Origin of the sequence: Nibribacter koreensis (assembly GCF_039541795.1) — a bacterium.
Lineage (GTDB): Bacteria > Bacteroidota > Bacteroidia > Cytophagales > Hymenobacteraceae > Nibribacter > Nibribacter koreensis.
Genome location: NZ_BAABGX010000003.1, coordinates 595,204 through 611,015 on the forward strand (window position 1 = coordinate 595,204; position 15,812 = coordinate 611,015).

Below are 15,812 nucleotides of genomic sequence, written 5' to 3' on the forward strand. Positions count from 1 at the left end.
TTTATTAATTCGCACCCTTTGTCATCCTGAAAGGATCTTGGTAGCAAGATGTATTTACATCACTAAGTGTGAAAAACTGATTGATGAGAACCTTTCTATAATCTTCTCTTTCTAAGAAGAGAAGGTCGTTTCATCGCTTCTGCTGGTCTAGTTCGCCCACAAGATCCTTTCAGGATGACAAAGTGGGAAAGCCACTCTTAACTCATAACTTTTAACTCTCAACTAGCTTGCATGCTCTGAGGTAATCACCCATTTGCCGTTCATCTTTTTCCAGACCTGGGAGGAGATGCCGCCCATCAGTCGCTTGCCGTCTCGCTCAATCTTCCATTTAATCACATACAGCGCGGCGTCTTTCCCTAAAGCTTCCAGGTGCAGAGGCTCATAGGAGTAGGTGCCCATGGTGCTTCGGTCTTTGAAGTCCTGCTCAAACATTTCCAGCACCGGTTGCCAGCCTTTCTCTACGCCATTCTTGCTTATCCAGAGCATCTCGGGTGAGTTCCAGTAGAAACCCATGGCGGCTTCCAGATTGCCGGCGTTCCAGGCGTTCACCTGACCGTCCAAGCCTTTTCTGGCACCTTTTATGGGGCTTTCAGCAGTGATAGAAGTAAGCTCGTTTTTCAAGGAATCAGCCATGGTTAGGTGCGTGAACAGAAGCGTGAATAACAGAAGTAAGCGTTTCAAGGTAACGTTGGTGTTTATGTCGTTTTTAGCCTGATTCCTGGAAATTAAGCCAAAAACGAAGTTTTTATAAGACTACAAGATGACTCGCGACTCAAGACTCAGAACTCAGGGCTAGGCGCTTCGCTCCTTATGCGCCCAAGCGTTCCTGAATGCGGGTAATGATTTCCTTGGTGTCACAGCCTTGGAACAAGAACTCGTCAAAGCCGTTGGCTCTTAGTTCATCTTTCAGGTGCATGGGGTCATCTGCCAGAATAAGCGCGGGGCCTTGTTTGTGCTGGTCGCGCATGCCGCGGGCAAACTCATCTGCGAAGTCAGAGAAAGCCTGTTCTGGCGTGGCCATTACAATCACCTGCGCGTCCAAAGGTTTCACTGAAGCCAAGGCCTCGTTCACCGTGTTTACCTTCACCACCTGGGTAGTAAAACCAGAACAAGTGAAGAACTCGCGGGCGAAGGAGGCGTGAATGTGCTCTTGAATGGCCGGCCCCATGTGCACCACCACCGCCAACGGACGACGCTGTTTCTTGCGCAGGTGCATCTCGGTGGCCAGGCGCATCACTTCATACGGGTAGGCGGCGCGAGTATTGTCAAAGTCGCGGCTCTGCATCAAAGCCTCGGGGTTGTAGTCGTGCTTTTCGTTGGTGTTGGGGTATTTGTTGGTACCCAATATTACCTCTTTGCCGCTGGCAATGTTCTTGAACTTTTGGTTGCTGGCTTCTTTAATCAAATCCTGGATGAAGCCCGAGTTAGACGCCGCCATGAAACCGCCCAGCCCTTCAATCTCCTGGAACAGCGCCCAGGCTTTCTCAGCGATCTCCTGGGTGAGGTACTCAATGTAATAAGAACCGGCGGCAGGGTCAATGGCTTGGTGCAGGTAGGCTTCCTCTTTTAAGATGATGGAAATGTTGCGGGCAATGCGCTCACTAAAGGCATTCGGTTCTTTATAGGTGCTGTCAAATGGCTCTACCTCCACAGAATCCACGCCGCCCATGATGGCGCTCATCAACTCGGTGGTATGGCGTAACAGGTTGGTGTGCGGGTCAAGCGTAGCCTGATGCCAGCGCGAAGTAGAGGCATGAATGCGCAGATGCCCCGCAGATTCTACCGGAGCTTTGTAGGCTTCCACCACTTTAGACCATAGCAACCTAACGGCCCTGAACTTGGCAATCTCAAAGAAGTAATTGGTGCCCACGGATAGGTGAAACTGCATGTCTCGGAACAGTCGCTCTACCGGCAGAATCTCATTCGTCAGCCCGTTGGTATAGCACACCGCAATGGCCAGCGTAATGGCAATCTCCTGTACCAGCGTAGCGCCTTTGTTACTGAAATGCGCACCGTTGATGGTAAGGGCATAGAAGTTGGGTGCATCCAGGGTTTGCTCCAGCAGATGTTTCGCGTGCTCCATGTCCAACTGCCGGTAACTCTCAGATGACAGAATGGGCGCGCACTTCAAGAAGCCGTTCAACTGGTTTAAGGATATGCCTTTGCGGTACAGCCCCGTCACCAGATGGTGCAGGAAGGTAGCGGCATCAGAAGAAACGGTATAAGAAACCGGAACATCACCCAAGGATAAATGCTGCACCAGATAGTCTACGTCAAAATCTACCCCGTTTTCAATGATGAAATGGATGCCATCGGCGCCGCGGGTGAGGGCGTCTGCCGCTTTGTCTACGGCCTCATGGCCCTTGCCGGTCACGCGGATGGCCTGCAGGTTCAGCCAGGTGTTGGTGCCAGTTTTAGGGGAGCGCAGGAAAGGGAATTCGCCGGGCTGGGTCTGGTATTGCAGGCCTTGCGGCAGGTTTTCCTTGGTATAGAAAGGCGCCACGTCAATGCCTTCATAGCTTTGCCAGTGCAGTTCTGCAGGGTCAATGCCTTTTAAGTCTTTGCTGATTTTTTCTTCCCACTGCGCGGGTGTTGGGGCGGTGAACTCGGGGAAAAGGGAATCAGAAGCGGTAGTATTCATCATAAAGAGATGCTGTATTATGGGGTAAAGATAGTTTTTTGCCCATATACTTCTACGGCTTCAGGGGGAATTCCGCTATTTGGTTTTGGCCTGTTTTCTGTAAAACAGGCCAAAAACGCAAGAACCCTTAAATAGTTTCTGCGTCTGTAAGGGGCATGGACTTAGAACCGAATCAACTCTACATAGGCACCTCGGGCTGGAGTTACGCCTGGCGCGGCATCTTTTACCCAGAGGATATAAAGTCAGCGGACATGCTTACTTTTTACGCCGAGCACTTCAACTGCACCGAGGTGAACAGCAGTTTCTACCATTTCACCATGGAAAAAACCATCCAAAAGTGGCTGGACATTACGCCTGCGCATTTTAAGTTCGCGCCCAAGATGCACCGCTCCATCACCCATGAAAACCGCCTGCAGAACGTGGAGGAGCCTCTGCGTAAATGGATGGACCGGTTCTTGGTGATGGGCGACCGCCTAGGCCCCGTGTTGGTGCAACTCCCCGGAAGCTTCCATTACAACGAGCTCATTGCCAAACACTTTTTTACGCTCCTGCGCGAGCTGTACCCAGACACGGTTTTTGCCCTGGAGGTGCGGCACGCCTCCTGGCACACTGAGGAGGTGCTAGAACTGCTGGAGGAGTTTGAGATTTCTCTGGTGGTGATTAGTGCCGGAAAGCGCTGGCCCGCCCTGGCCACGTCTACCACCAACACCGTCTACATGCGCCTGCACGGCCATGAGCAACTGTACCGCGGCGCCTACCCAGCCGAGGAGATGGAGCGCTTCGCCTACATGGCGCAGGACTGGTTGCTGGATGGAAAGACGGTTTGGGCTTTCTTCAATAACACCATTGGCGGCAACGCTACCGCAGACGCAGACAGGTTAAAACAGGCCATTCTCAACCTCTAGCGGTTCTGGTACCAGCGCCAAGCCAATCCACCCGCCCACCACAGGATGACCAGCCAAAGGAGAATAATCAAGATGGCCGCGGTTTTGCTTTGAGGTAATTTCTGTTTTCCTGCCAAGACTACCTGTTCTTGAAACTCTTGGAACAGCGCCGGCGGAATGAGTTTGATGGAAAGCCAGATGCCAATGGGCAGAAGGAGCAGGTCGTCCAGGTAGCCTAGAATGGGAATAAAGTCGGGGATGAGGTCAATGGGGCTGAGGGCGTAGGCCACCGTAATACCAGCCATCACTTTGGCATACCACGGCACCCGCGCATCCTGCACCGCCAATGCCAGCGCCTGAATGTCTGCCTTTAGTTGCTTCGCCCATTGTTTCAGTTTTTGCCACATAGGAGTGAGTACGTATGTGGCTGAAAGAGAGAAACCCGTTTTTGGGCTGTTTTCTGTAAAACAGCCCAAAAACGGGTTTCTCTCTTATTGTTGATTGCTAATTGTTGATTGTTAGAATATCGATCAACGGACTTGGCTAAACGATGGCCGAGCCCATCCGCCGCGGAATGCTTTTTGATGTTGTTAAGGGTAATATTTTATTTACAATTACACCTAGTAAATCTTGATTCAAAATAACCATCTAGACTCCTGTTTATAGTTGGTAGTAATTCTAAGTAAACTATACATATTTTATCCCCAATCATTTCTTTCTTGTGAATTTCAACATTAGAATCTCCCGTGTATTCCTTCCCATTTTCTATGAATTTGAAATAGTATGTATCTGGTTTGGAACTTGAGTATCTAATCTCACTTGAAACCTTAGCCTTAGTGCACTTTCCGTATTTTCTGAGGAAGATGTCCTCAATAGCGAAGTGGAACACAACTGCTAGAAACAGTACAAGGGTTAGTAAAAGCCTTAGTTTTACATCATTCTCCCTGTTCTTCTTCCGCTTTTTCAATTCGTTTTAATATTGCTTCTAATTGTTCAGGTAAATAAAGCACTGTGTTAAAGCAAACCCGTTTTTGGGCTGTTTTCATGAAAACAGCCCAAAAACGGGTTTGCTTATTGATGTTCCAATGTTAATTGTTCGACCAGCAATCGACAATCAGCAATCAACAATTAGAAAATCTCCGCCAGCATGCAACGGGCGCTTCCGCCGCCGTGGGCTTCTATGGTGCGCAGGTCTGAGCGCATCATCTTGGTGAGTTTTTTGAGTTCTTCAAACTGGTCTTTGCGTAAGGCTTTATAGGCTTTATCAGACATGACCAAGACCGGCTCGCCCACGCGGTTGCGGACCTGGAGCATGTTGCCGGCCATCTTCCTGATTTGCTTTAAGCTCAGGTCAATGATGTCTTTGCCGGCGTCTACCAGCGCTTCCAGGATTTCGCCCTGCTCTTCTTCGCTTTGGATACATTCTAAGCAAATCAGCGCGAAGTCCACACCTATGCTCATAATCACGTTGGTGTGGTAAATGGGCAGGCCCTGCTCGTCGGTGGCATGGAACAGGATGGCGCGGTAGCCCAGCTTTTCGCAGAAGGCTTCTACTACCTCTGGGTGCGTACGCTCAGAGATACACGCGTAGGCTATTTTGTTTTTGCGGTCTAGGACCAGACTGCCGGTGCCTTCCAGAAACCTGCCTTGCTCCTCAAAATAGGTGAGGTCAATGACTTCGGTGAAGGGCAGGTTATGCTCATTTTTTAATTGCTGAAGAATGTCTGGATGGCGTTCCTGTCTTCTAGCGCTGGCCATCATGGGGTACAAGACCACTTTGCCGCCCTCATGAAAGGAAATCCAGTTGTTGGGGAAGATGGCGTCTGGCGTGTGAGGCTCAGGCGCGTCCTCTAGCACCACGGCGTCAATGCGGTTGGCCCACAGGTTGAGCAGAAACTGGTTGAACTCGTCCAAGGCCTTCTCCTGAACTTTCTCGGGTGTGCTTTCACCAAGTTCCTGCTGAAAGGCATTGGTGGCGGCGGTCTCTGGGTTATAGCCGAAGCCGGCGGGTCTCACCAGCAGAACCTGCGTGGCCAGGGGGTAATCTGTATGTAGGGGCAGTGTGTTTTCCATGATAGGTGTCCGTTGGCGGAGGCCTGCAAGATACTTAATAGTGATTAATGAATAATGACCAGTGACTAATAGTAATGATTAGTGACCAATGATTGATGATTAATGAGGGAATTGGCAAGTTGAGAAAGCAGATATATGAGTAGCGTGAAGAGTAATTACTTAAAATGCGAAACTCCGTTTTTGGCCTGTTTTCTAGAAACTAGGCCAAAAACGGAGTTTGCTGTTAGTATGAATGCTGTATAAGCCAGTGAAGCCCTAACCCTAGGTGATTACTCATTAATCACTGGTCATTGATCATCAGTCACTATTCATTGATTTCTTCTTCCAGTTGAAGTACCGGAAGCACCGTGCCATGATGCGGCGGAAGTTTTTGGGGAACGTGGCCCGGCACCAATGCTTCAATTCTCTTATCTCATGGGTCAATAGCAACCGGAGGCACTTTCGGAGCTCTTTCTCAAATAGGGTAACATCAAAACTAACTTTTAATAGAATTAACTTGCTGTACTGTAAGTAAGAAGTGCTCATAATAGATAAAATGTGGGTGATTTAAATTTGCTTGTGATATAAGATGAACGCTGATAGATAACCATCCATTGCCCGTTTTGTTGGGACGCGGAGGACCGGGAGATGCTGGAACGCGGTAGGATGGGGGAGGATCCTAGGTAAGAATACGGCGGTGCAACAGGTAAAGCCATGCGTGCACTGCCTTTGATACTGAGTGATTTACGCTTTGTGTAGCGTTAGAAACTTTCCCTTGCCAAATTGAGAAAAGAAGCTGTTTGCCAGAGCTTAATTTTTGTAACACATAACGCCAAACTTTTTTAGCCTTCGTCTGCCATTTGGTATAGCCTGGACAGTAGGCACACACGCCTTCTAAGCACCGGAACAGGTCCGGCACCCATCGTCTTACCTGACGAAACAGCATCCAAAGAAAACGTAGCATGTGGTTAGATGGGCAATGAATCTATTCTGCAATAACCAGAAAGGGTTAAACAAGTGTACGTAAAAACATCTTAATTGTCAAGGACTTACCCTCTAAAATTGTGCAATAAGAACATAAAATCAGTACAAATACGCATGGCATAGGGTAGGACGGTAACCCATAAGAACTTTGGCTTCTACCCCTAAGGGCCGTATCTTTGGTAAAACCTAAATCGCATGCTCATGCTTCATCGCATAAAATATACTTGGGTCACGGTAGGCCTCGGATTGACACTGGCCTTCACGGGCTGTCAGCGGACGTTAACACCCTCGGCCCAGCTTTCCCAGAACACCGACATTCCGGTGAACACCCAGCTGGCCACCGACCCGGCCGTGGAGACTGCCATTGTGCCGTACCGCGAGCGGGTGGACAAAACCATGAATGAGGTCATTGGGCAGGCACCGGTGGCCTTGGAGAAAGGCGACATTGAATCCAGCCTCGGGAATTTTGTCTCTGACCTTACCCGTACCCAGACCATGGCTGTGTATGGCAAGCCTATAGACATGGGCGCCATGACCAGCGGCGGTCTGCGCAACCCCATTGACCAAGGCCCGGTGACCGTGGGCGATGTCTTTGAGTTGATGCCCTTTGAAAATGAGATGATGGTCTTGACCTTGTCCGGTAAAACGGTGCAGGAGATGTTTGATTTTGCCGCCAAGCGCAAGATTCTTTCCTTATCAAACGCCACCTACAGTGTACAGAACGGCAAGCCTCTCAATATTATGATTGGCGGCAAGCCTTTTGATCCTAACAAAACCTATACGCTGGCCATTTCTGATTACCTGGCCAACGGCGGTGACAACATGGGTTTCCTGAAAGACGCCCTCAAATCTGAGAAAGCCGGTCTCTTAGCCCGTGACGCCATCATGAACGAAGTAAAACAGCTCACCGCCCAAGGCAAACCCGTTACCGGCGCCAAGGATGGAAGAGTGAAAGTGTTAAACTAGACTCTAGACGTTAGATATTAGACGCTAGACTTTTTGAACTGCAAAAGGATAGTCTAACATCTAACGTCTAGCATCTAACATCTTAATAGAAAATGAAACGTCGTGAATTTATAAAGAGCACCGTAGTAGGGACCGCGGGTTTGGCGGTGTTGGGTTTGCCGAGTCTGGCAGAGGCGGCGGCTAAGCCTATCAAGCTCACCATTCTTCACACCAATGACATGCACTCGCGCATTGACCCGTTCCCCAATGACGGGCGCAAAAACGGCGGCATGGGCGGTATGGCCCGCAGAGCTACCTTGGTCAAGCAGATTAGACAGCAGGAACCCAATGTGCTTTTATTGGACGCCGGTGACATCTGGCAGGGGACGCCTTATTTCAACTTCTTCGGGGGCGAGGTGGAGTTCAAGCTAATGACCCAGATGGGCTATGATGCGGCCACACTGGGCAACCATGACTTTGACAATGGGCTGGAAGGCTTGCAGAAACAATTGCCTCATGCTGGCTTCCCGTTCCTGACGGCCAATTATGACTTCAGCAATACACCGCTTAAAAGTGACATCAAGCCTTATAAGGTCTTTGTAAAGGAAGGCGTGCGCGTAGGCGTGTTTGGCTTGGGCATTGAATTGGCTGGTTTGGTAGCTGACAAAAACTACGGCGGCACCAAGTACCTTGACCCGGTGGCCACGGCCCAAAGCATGGTCAAAACCTTGCGTGAGCAGGAGAAAGTGGACTTGGTGATTTGCTTAAGCCACCTGGGTTATAAATATGAGAGCGCTAAAATTGACGACCTCAAACTGGCTAAACAGGTGAGCGGCATTGACTTGATTATTGGCGGACACACGCACACATTCTTGGATGAGCCAGAAAAAGTGGTACATTCAGATGGGCATGTCACTCTGGTGAACCAAGTGGGTTGGTCGGGCATCAACCTGGGGCGCATTGACTTCACCTTTGACAGAAAGAAGAAAGTAAAAACAGGGTCTACGGCCTCGGTTCTGCCCTTGAATCCTAGTGTCAATATTTCGTAAGGTTCAAGTTTTTTGTTCAAGAGTTTTTTTTCATTTTTGTAGCCCTCTGAAAAAATCATCACTCAAATAAACGCGGGATTGGAAGAAGCGATGTTAATGGTAAAAGACTGTACAACCGTCTGGCATAACTGTTTACAGGTTATCAAGGACAGCATAGGAGAGCAGAGCTACAAAACGTGGTTCGAGCCGATTGTGCCCTTGTCTTTGACCGGGAACGTATTGACAATTCAAGTCCCTAGCCAATTCTTCTATGAGTGGCTGGAGGAGCATTATGTGGGCCTGCTGAAGAAAGTGGTGTTCCAGGAGCTGGGTTCAGAGGGCCGTCTGGAGTACTCTATCATTGTAGACCAGGGCAACGACCACAGCAAGCCCCAGACCGTGAACATCCCTACCAAGAAGGTGCCTTCTGCGGTAGTAAATTCATATAGCCCAGAGCGTTCGTTCTTAAAGAACCCGTTTGAGAGCAAAGCCATTGACCGGCACTTCTTCAACTCCCAGCTAAACCAGAGCTACACCTTTGACAATTATATTGAGGGAGACTGTAACCGCTTAGCGCGCTCGGCGGGCTACGCCGTGGCCAACAAACCGGGTACTACGTCTTTCAACCCTTTGATGGTATACGGTGGCGTAGGTTTGGGCAAGACGCACTTGGTGCAGGCCATTGGTAACCACATCAAGAGCAACAACCCAGACAAGTTTGTGTTGTACGTGTCTTCTGAGAAGTTCGTGAACCAGTTCATTGAGTCTTTAAAGACCAACAGCGTACAGGATTTCGCCAACTTCTATCTGTTGGTAGATATTCTAATCATTGACGATGTGCAGTTCCTGAGCGGGAAAGAAAAGACCCAGGAAATGTTCTTCCATATCTTCAACCACTTGCACCAAAGCGGCAAGCAGATTGTGATGACCTCAGACTGTCCGCCGCGTGACCTAAAAGGCTTGGAGGAGCGTCTGTTGTCCCGTTTCAAGTGGGGTTTGACCGCCGATTTGCAGAGCCCAGACTTTGAAACCCGCATGGCCATCATCTACAAGAAGATGCAATCTGACGGGATTCATATTCCAGACAACGTGATTGAGTATCTGGCTTATAGCGTAGACACCAACGTGCGTGAACTGGAAGGCGTGCTTATCTCTTTGATTGCTCAGTCGTCCTTGAACCGCAAGGAGATTGACCTGGAACTGGCCAAAGCCGCGCTCAAGCACATCATTGAAGACGTGGAGACCGAGGTGAACCTGGACTTCATCCAGAAGACCGTGGCCGAGTATTTTGACGTGACCCTGGAGTCTCTGAAAGCCAAGACGCGCAAGAAGGAGATTGTAACGGCCCGTCAGGTGGCCATGTACTTCGCCAAGGAGTACACCAGCCACTCGCTTAAGTCTATTGGCTATCATTTTGGCGGACGTGACCACTCCACCGTGATTCACTCGGTGCAAACCGTTTCTGACCTCATTGACACCGACAAGAAGTTCAAAGCTTCCATCCAGGAATTGCAGAAGAAATTCAAGGTAAAGGCCGGCTAAGCTTCCCTATCTGGTATGATTTCCAAGAAAGCCAAGTACGCCCTCAAGGCGCTGCTCTACCTTGCCAAGAACTCAGAAAAACCCTTGGTGCTCATCTCTGAGATTGCCGAAGGCGAGCGCATTCCCCGTAAGTTTTTAGAAGCCATTCTGGTAGACCTAAAGGTACAGCAGGTGGTGCAGAGCACGCGCGGAAAGAACGGCGGCTATACTTTGGTCAAAGACCCTTCGCAGATCTCTGTAGGCAACGTGATCCGTATGATTGACGGCCCGCTGGCGCCCGTGCATTGCGTAAGCCATCTTTATTACCGCAAGTGCGAAGAGTGCGTAGACGAAACCACCTGTGAGATTAGAATCCTCATGAAACAGGTGCGGGACGCTACCTGCGCCATTCTGGATACTACCTTTCTGACAGATTTAACCAAGGTAAGGACCTTGGTAGAGGCCGAAGCCTAGGACTTTTCCTTTTTATTTATTCTATTTGTCTACTACATCTATAGAGATTAGATGGTAGTGGGTTTCCCGTATGTGCAGATGGAGTGTGAAGAAGAGGGAAGCCTACCCAGACAGGAGATTCTTGACCATTTTTAACCATTAACCCATCACAACATGGCATTACGTTTAGGGGACATCGCCCCAGATTTCACCGCCGACACCTCCCAAGGCCCTATCTCTTTCCATGAATGGATTGGCGACAGTTGGGCCGTTTTGTTTTCGCACCCACGGGATTACACGCCGGTGTGTACCACAGAGCTGGGCGCTGTGGCCCGCATCAAAGACCAGTTTGACCAGCGCAACGTGAAGGTGGCCGCCATCAGCGTGGACCCCGTAGACTCGCACCAGGGCTGGATCAAAGACATTAATGAGACGCAGCACACCAACGTCAATTTCCCTATCATAGCAGACCCGGAGAAGAAGGTAGCCAACCTGTATGACATGATTCACCCCAACGCCAGTGACACCGCCACCGTGCGCTCTGTGTTTGTGATTGGGCCCGACAAGAAAATCAAACTCACCTTGACCTACCCGGCGTCTACTGGTAGAAACTTCGCCGAGATTATCAGAGTGATTGACTCTCTGCAACTGACCGCCAACCACAGCGTGGCCACGCCAGCCAACTGGGAGAATGGTCAGGACTGCGTGATTTTGCCATCGGTGCCGCAAGAGGAGGTAGATGCCAAATTCCCGAAGGGCCATACTGTCTTGAAGCCTTATCTGCGTATGACGCCTCAGCCCAATTTAAACTAGAAATCTAGTTCGATTTTTAAAGCAGGCTTCCATGGCGCAAGCGGACGCTTGTGTCCGCACGCATTCCAGATCATCAATGCGTGCGGACACAAGCGGACGCTTGCGCCATGGTCATCATCAATTTGTATAAGTATCGTTTTTAGCCTGATGTCCGGAAAACAAGCAAAAAACGAATTCCATCTAAAACAGAATCGGCCACCCTAGGTAGAGTGGCCGATTCTGTTTTTAGGCTGTTTCCGGGAAAATAGCCCAAAAACGGTTTCTGTTATCTTCTGTTGGTGGCGTTGTCCGTCACCGGGATGGCGTGCTTGTCGGCTACCTCTTTGATTTTGTCCTTCACCAATTTCAGGCTTTTACGGCTACGCACCAGTTTCAGGTCTAGCTGGCAACGGGTGTTGTCACGCATGTCAAAACGGGCGGTGGTGTTGTTAAACGTGATGCCCGTCACGTCTTGCAAATGGATGGCCAGTTTCTTCTTGAAGTGACCACGTTTCTCCACCACATAGGCCGGCGTAATCTCCAGATAAGACTGTGACCCGAACAAAGACGTATTCTGCGCCAGTATGAAAATCAGGTACCCAGCGGCCAGCGCTAGGAAAATGTAATGGAAAAAGTGTCGGTCATTGGTGCCGCCTTCTGGTTCTGTGAAAATCAGAAACAAACTGTACACAATCCACAGCAACACTAATGATAACTGTACCCCGAAGGAGATTTTATGGTCGCGCGACGGGCGCAACCCTACTCTAGCCAATGATCTCATGCAAAATGTCTATTGGGCAAAGATACTAATTTTTCTATACTACCTTGAGCCAAGGCCGCACTCCTCTTTTAAGCGTTTTTTAAAGTGGCCTGCAGAGTGATTTCCTTCACCGCACCCAGAGCTCTGGAGATGGGGCAGCCCTCTTTGGCTTTCTGCGCGAACTCCTGCAGTTCTTCATTGGTGATACCGGGCACTTCTGCCTCAGTGGTCAAGGCAATCTTGCTGATGAACGGGCCAGTGTCGTCTTTGCTCAAGGTAATTTTGGCGTCTGTGCTCACTGAAGTGGCTGGTTTGCCGGCGCCTTCCAACAGGGCGGCCAGGAACATGGAGAAACAGCCTGCGTGCGCGGCGCCAATCAGTTCTTCGGGGTTGGTGCCCGTCACATCATCCTCAAACCTCGTCCCGAAGGAGTAGCGCGCATCCAGGGTGCCGCTTTGGGTAGAGACTGTTCCTTTGCCGTCTTTCAGGCCGCCGTTCCAGACGGCTTTTCCAGTGTTGTTTGCCATAGTTGTAGATGGTTAAATGTGTTGGTATGTACTTATTTGCTTCGTTTAAGTTAGAAGTTTTCCCGTTTTATAGAAAACTGACCTGCAGGTGAAAAGGTACAATCTGGCAAAACCAGCTTGCCGCGTGGAGGAACAGTAGGGGAGCAGATCCATCGTTTTTGGCCTATTTTGTGAGAATTTAGCCAAAAGTGACCTTGGCAGAAATTGATGTAGGGCAAGCAGGCGGTGCTTGTTATACGTGTAGCGTAATTTTAAATTAGGGCCGAGGTCTTTTCTGGATACATGCATCAGATTCTTATCTTTACCAGATTACCAATGAATAAACCATGGGCGTAAAGGCTTTTTTGAGTAAACCACTGGCGGCTCTGGCCCACAGCCGCCAACAGTCCTGGATGCAGGACCCTGCCGCCGCGCAAGACAAAATTCTGCAAGAGCTCTTGCAGAAGGGTGCCAATACGGCCTTCGGGAAGGCCCATCATCTTAAAGACATACGCACCCACCAGGAGTTTGCGCAGGCCGTGCCCGTGCGGGACTATGAGGCGCTCAAGACCTACTTTGACCGCGTCAAGGAAGGAGAGAAGGACGTGCTCTGGCCGGGCCAACCGCTGTACTTTGCCAAAACGTCTGGCACTACGTCAGGTACCAAATACATTCCCATCACAGCAGACTCCATGCCCAACCACGTGAGCGGCGGCAAGAGCGCGCTGCTCAGCTACATTCATGAGACGGGCCGGTCGCAGTTTCTGGACGGGAAGCTTATTTTCCTGAGCGGTAGTCCTGAGCTGGAGAAGGTGAGCGGCATCAATACCGGCCGTTTGTCGGGCATCATCAACCACCACGTGCCGGGCTATCTGCGCCGTGACCAATTGCCCAGCTACCAGACCAACTGCATAGACGACTGGGAAACCAAGCTGGACGCCATCATCAATGAGACCATTGACCAGCGCATGACGCTCATCTCGGGGATTCCGCCGTGGGTGCAGATGTACTTTGACAAAATCAGGTCGCGCACTGGCAAGCAAATCAAAGACGTGTTCCCAGACTTCAACCTGTTTGTCTACGGCGGCGTGAACTTCGCGCCGTACCGCGCCAAGCTGCTGGAGAGCATCGGGAAGAAGGTAGATTCCATAGAGACGTTTCCAGCCTCTGAGGGCTTCTTCGCGTACCAAAACCTGCAGGAAGACCCGGGTCTCCTGCTGATGGTAGACAGCGGCATTTTCTTTGAGTTTGTGCCCGTAGAGGAATTCCATAATCCCAATCCTACGCGCCTGACCGTGGCCGAGGTGAAGACTGATGTAAACTACGCGCTCATCATCAACAGCAACGCCGGTTTGTGGGGCTATTCTATTGGCGACACCGTCAAGTTTACCTCTCTGTTCCCGCATAAGCTAGTAGTAAGTGGCCGCTTAAAGCATTTCATCTCGGCGTTTGGCGAGCACGTGATTGCCGAAGAGGTGGAAGGCGCCTTGCAGGAGGCCATGAAAGAATTCCCCGAAGTGGCCGTGACCGAATTCACCGTCGCGCCTTATGTGAGCCCAGATGCCGGGGCGTCGTATCATGAGTGGTTGATCGCCTTCGCGAAAGCGCCTCACAATCCAGAGCAGTTTGCCAAAGCCCTGGACGTACATCTGCGTAAACGCAACTCGTATTATGATGACTTGATTGGCGGTCATATCCTGAGCACCTTGAAAGTGACGGCCTTGGCGCCTAACGCTTTTCAGGAGTACATGAAACAACAGGGCAAACTGGGCGGCCAGAACAAAGTGCCGCGCCTGAGCAATGACCGTACGTTAGCCGATGGTCTGTTGAAAGCCATTCACTCTTAATCATAGCATTCTCGTACTCCCACCTATGGAAATACTCATCCTCATCATCCTCACCTTTCTGAACGGCTTCTTTGCGCTGTCAGAGATTTCCATCATTTCAGTAAGGAAGGACAGGATGCGCAACAAAGCACTGGAGGGAAATAAAAGAGCGCAAACGGTCCTGGACTTGTTAGCCGAGCCGGAGGATTTCCTTTCTGCAGTGCAGGTGGGCATCACCTTGATTGGGGTGGTGCTGGGTGCCTACGGCGGTGCGGCCCTTTCTGATGACATGCGCGTGGTTTTGGAGCAGGTGCCGTTTTTAGTGCCGTACGCCCAGACCATGTCTATTGTGATAGTGGTGGGCTTGATCACCTATTTCTCCATTGTGATAGGCGAGTTGATTCCTAAAACCATTGCCATGGGCAACAGTGAGTCCATTGCCTTGTTCGTGGCCCCCATCATCAAGGCGTTCACTAAGTTTACGTTGCCCTTGGTCAAGTTGCTGTCCTGGTCTACCAACGTGGTCATAAAGCTGCTGCGCATCAAAGAGCCCCAGGATGAAATCATGTCTGAAGAGGAGCTGCGGCAGATCATTAAAACCGCAGGCAAGCAGGGCGTTTTGGCCAAAGAAGAGACAGACCTGCACCAGAACATCTTTCATTACTCAGAGCAACGGGCCAAGCACTTGAAAACCCACCGCGTAGACGTGGAGTGGCTGAGCCTGCAAGACACGCCCCAGGAACTAAAGGAAAAGTTGCATAGTAGCGCTCATTCCAAGTTTCCGGTGTATGACAAGGTGCAGGACAAGGTGGTGGGCATCTTGAACTCCAAAGACTTTTATGAGAACCTGTTGGACCAGAACGCGCCGCTCACCGCGCTCCTCAAAGAGCCCATCTTTGTGCCAGATACCATGTACGCCAGCTCAGTGCTTTCCATTTTCAGGAAGCAGAAGCAGTACCTGGGCGTGGTGGTAGATGAGTTTGGGGCCGTGGAAGGCATCATCACCCTGCATGACATCCTGGAGGCCATTGTAGGCGACATCCCAGACCTGGACGAAGAGCAGGAATTCACCTTCCTCAGGAGAGACGACAACAGCTATCTGGTAAGTGGCCTGCTGCCCATTAGAGACCTTAACCGCAAGCTTAAATTTGATTTCATCAAAAAGAACCCGGCAGAGTATGAAACGCTGGCAGGCTTTGTCATTCACCAGCTGGGCCGGATTCCGGGGACCGGGGAGAAACTTGTCTACAACGGCTTTGAGGTAGAAATTATTGACTTGGACGGCACCAAGATAGATAAGATTCTTCTGAAAAAGGTGGAATAGGCTTGGTCGTTTTTGAGCTGTTTTTGAGAAATCAGGCTAAAAACGAGGCTTGCACAAAATGCTTTTCAACTATAAAGGGAGCAGCCTTCTGGAAAA

The 15,812-nt window shown here is 50.2% G+C and carries 15 protein-coding genes; 8 read left to right on the forward strand and 7 right to left on the reverse strand.

Annotated elements, in window-relative coordinates; translation table 11 throughout:
* Positions 1 to 222: 222 nt before the first annotated feature.
* Together ABD880_RS17880 and ABD880_RS17885 are read right to left on the reverse strand one after the other, a co-directional pair.
* Positions 223 to 681: a YybH family protein gene (locus ABD880_RS17880; RefSeq protein ID WP_345169234.1), complete on the reverse strand. Its 459-nt coding sequence runs from the start codon at positions 679 to 681 to the stop codon at positions 223 to 225.
* 127 nt (positions 682 to 808) lie between these two features.
* Positions 809 to 2,644, reverse strand: coding sequence for a methylmalonyl-CoA mutase family protein (locus ABD880_RS17885; protein WP_345169237.1), 1,836 nt, complete (start codon positions 2,642 to 2,644; stop codon positions 809 to 811).
* Between the two features lie 152 nt (positions 2,645 to 2,796).
* On the opposite strand from ABD880_RS17885, the gene ABD880_RS17890 reads away from it, so the two are divergent.
* Positions 2,797 to 3,546 (forward strand): DUF72 domain-containing protein, encoded by a 750-nt coding sequence (locus ABD880_RS17890; protein WP_345169240.1) that lies wholly within the window; start codon positions 2,797 to 2,799, stop codon positions 3,544 to 3,546.
* Here the strand turns inward: ABD880_RS17890 and ABD880_RS17895 are convergent.
* The 3 genes from ABD880_RS17895 to ctlX all read right to left on the reverse strand — a co-directional run bounded on the left by ABD880_RS17895 (position 3,543) and on the right by ctlX (position 5,598).
* Positions 3,543 to 3,932 (reverse strand): YkvA family protein, encoded by a 390-nt coding sequence (locus ABD880_RS17895; RefSeq protein WP_345169242.1) that lies wholly within the window; start codon positions 3,930 to 3,932, stop codon positions 3,543 to 3,545. The genes ABD880_RS17890 and ABD880_RS17895 overlap by 4 nt on opposite strands.
* Before the next feature lie 197 nt (positions 3,933 to 4,129).
* Positions 4,130 to 4,492 carry a hypothetical protein gene (locus ABD880_RS17900; RefSeq protein WP_345169245.1) on the reverse strand — a complete coding sequence of 121 codons (363 nt, stop codon included), beginning with the start codon at positions 4,490 to 4,492 and terminating at the stop codon, positions 4,130 to 4,132.
* Positions 4,493 to 4,653: 161 nt separating this feature from the next.
* On the reverse strand, positions 4,654 to 5,598 hold the full coding sequence (gene ctlX / locus ABD880_RS17905) for a citrulline utilization hydrolase CtlX (RefSeq protein WP_345169247.1): 945 nt from the start codon (positions 5,596 to 5,598) through the stop codon (positions 4,654 to 4,656).
* Positions 5,599 to 6,762: 1,164 nt separating this feature from the next.
* Between ctlX and ABD880_RS17910 the strand changes: the two genes are divergently transcribed.
* The 5 genes from ABD880_RS17910 (at position 6,763) to ABD880_RS17930 (ending at position 11,321) form a co-directional block, all read left to right on the forward strand.
* Positions 6,763 to 7,527: a 5'-nucleotidase C-terminal domain-containing protein gene (locus ABD880_RS17910; RefSeq protein WP_345169249.1), complete on the forward strand. Its 765-nt coding sequence runs from the start codon at positions 6,763 to 6,765 to the stop codon at positions 7,525 to 7,527.
* A gap of 92 nt (positions 7,528 to 7,619) precedes the next feature.
* A complete protein-coding gene (locus ABD880_RS17915) occupies positions 7,620 to 8,555 on the forward strand; it encodes a bifunctional metallophosphatase/5'-nucleotidase (RefSeq protein ID WP_345169252.1) in 936 nt (311 codons plus the stop codon).
* 96 nt (positions 8,556 to 8,651) lie between these two features.
* Positions 8,652 to 10,076, forward strand: coding sequence for a chromosomal replication initiator protein DnaA (gene dnaA, locus ABD880_RS17920; RefSeq protein WP_160690482.1), 1,425 nt, complete (start codon positions 8,652 to 8,654; stop codon positions 10,074 to 10,076).
* A 15-nt stretch (positions 10,077 to 10,091) separates the two neighbouring features.
* Positions 10,092 to 10,529 (forward strand): RrF2 family transcriptional regulator, encoded by a 438-nt coding sequence (locus ABD880_RS17925; RefSeq protein WP_066505203.1) that lies wholly within the window; start codon positions 10,092 to 10,094, stop codon positions 10,527 to 10,529.
* 153 nt (positions 10,530 to 10,682) lie between these two features.
* Positions 10,683 to 11,321: a peroxiredoxin gene (locus ABD880_RS17930; protein WP_345169262.1), complete on the forward strand. Its 639-nt coding sequence runs from the start codon at positions 10,683 to 10,685 to the stop codon at positions 11,319 to 11,321.
* A gap of 265 nt (positions 11,322 to 11,586) precedes the next feature.
* Here the strand turns inward: ABD880_RS17930 and ABD880_RS17935 are convergent, their stop codons facing one another.
* Together ABD880_RS17935 and ABD880_RS17940 are read right to left on the reverse strand one after the other, a co-directional pair.
* On the reverse strand, positions 11,587 to 12,081 hold the full coding sequence (locus tag ABD880_RS17935) for a hypothetical protein (RefSeq protein WP_345169265.1): 495 nt from the start codon (positions 12,079 to 12,081) through the stop codon (positions 11,587 to 11,589).
* A 68-nt stretch (positions 12,082 to 12,149) separates the two neighbouring features.
* On the reverse strand, positions 12,150 to 12,587 hold the full coding sequence (locus tag ABD880_RS17940; RefSeq protein WP_345169268.1) for an OsmC family protein: 438 nt from the start codon (positions 12,585 to 12,587) through the stop codon (positions 12,150 to 12,152).
* Positions 12,588 to 12,913: 326 nt separating this feature from the next.
* Here ABD880_RS17940 and ABD880_RS17945 point away from each other — a divergent pair, with 326 nt between their 5' ends.
* Both ABD880_RS17945 and ABD880_RS17950 read left to right on the forward strand, forming a co-directional pair.
* Complete coding sequence (locus ABD880_RS17945) at positions 12,914 to 14,413, forward strand: GH3 auxin-responsive promoter family protein (protein ID WP_345169271.1); 1,500 nt, start codon at positions 12,914 to 12,916, stop codon at positions 14,411 to 14,413.
* Between the two features lie 25 nt (positions 14,414 to 14,438).
* Complete coding sequence (locus ABD880_RS17950; protein WP_345169274.1) at positions 14,439 to 15,716, forward strand: hemolysin family protein; 1,278 nt, start codon at positions 14,439 to 14,441, stop codon at positions 15,714 to 15,716.
* Positions 15,717 to 15,812: the final 96 nt, after the last annotated feature.

Excerpts from the sequence above, each read along its gene's own strand:
- ABD880_RS17885 (WP_345169237.1), bottom strand. The coding sequence starts at position 2,644 with ATGATGAATACTACCGCTTCTGATTCCCTTTTCCCCGAGTTCACCGCC.
- ABD880_RS17890 (WP_345169240.1), top strand. The coding sequence starts at position 2,797 with ATGGACTTAGAACCGAATCAACTCTACATAGGCACCTCGGGCTGGAGT.
- ABD880_RS17895 (WP_345169242.1), bottom strand. The coding sequence starts at position 3,932 with ATGTGGCAAAAACTGAAACAATGGGCGAAGCAACTAAAGGCAGACATT.
- ctlX (WP_345169247.1), bottom strand. The coding sequence starts at position 5,598 with ATGGAAAACACACTGCCCCTACATACAGATTACCCCCTGGCCACGCAG.
- ABD880_RS17910 (WP_345169249.1), top strand. The coding sequence starts at position 6,763 with ATGCTTCATCGCATAAAATATACTTGGGTCACGGTAGGCCTCGGATTG.
- ABD880_RS17915 (WP_345169252.1), top strand. The coding sequence starts at position 7,620 with ATGAAACGTCGTGAATTTATAAAGAGCACCGTAGTAGGGACCGCGGGT.
- dnaA (WP_160690482.1), top strand. The coding sequence starts at position 8,652 with ATGGTAAAAGACTGTACAACCGTCTGGCATAACTGTTTACAGGTTATC.
- ABD880_RS17925 (WP_066505203.1), top strand. The coding sequence starts at position 10,092 with ATGATTTCCAAGAAAGCCAAGTACGCCCTCAAGGCGCTGCTCTACCTT.
- ABD880_RS17930 (WP_345169262.1), top strand. The coding sequence starts at position 10,683 with ATGGCATTACGTTTAGGGGACATCGCCCCAGATTTCACCGCCGACACC.
- ABD880_RS17935 (WP_345169265.1), bottom strand. The coding sequence starts at position 12,081 with ATGAGATCATTGGCTAGAGTAGGGTTGCGCCCGTCGCGCGACCATAAA.
- ABD880_RS17940 (WP_345169268.1), bottom strand. The coding sequence starts at position 12,587 with ATGGCAAACAACACTGGAAAAGCCGTCTGGAACGGCGGCCTGAAAGAC.
- ABD880_RS17945 (WP_345169271.1), top strand. The coding sequence starts at position 12,914 with ATGGGCGTAAAGGCTTTTTTGAGTAAACCACTGGCGGCTCTGGCCCAC.
- ABD880_RS17950 (WP_345169274.1), top strand. The coding sequence starts at position 14,439 with ATGGAAATACTCATCCTCATCATCCTCACCTTTCTGAACGGCTTCTTT.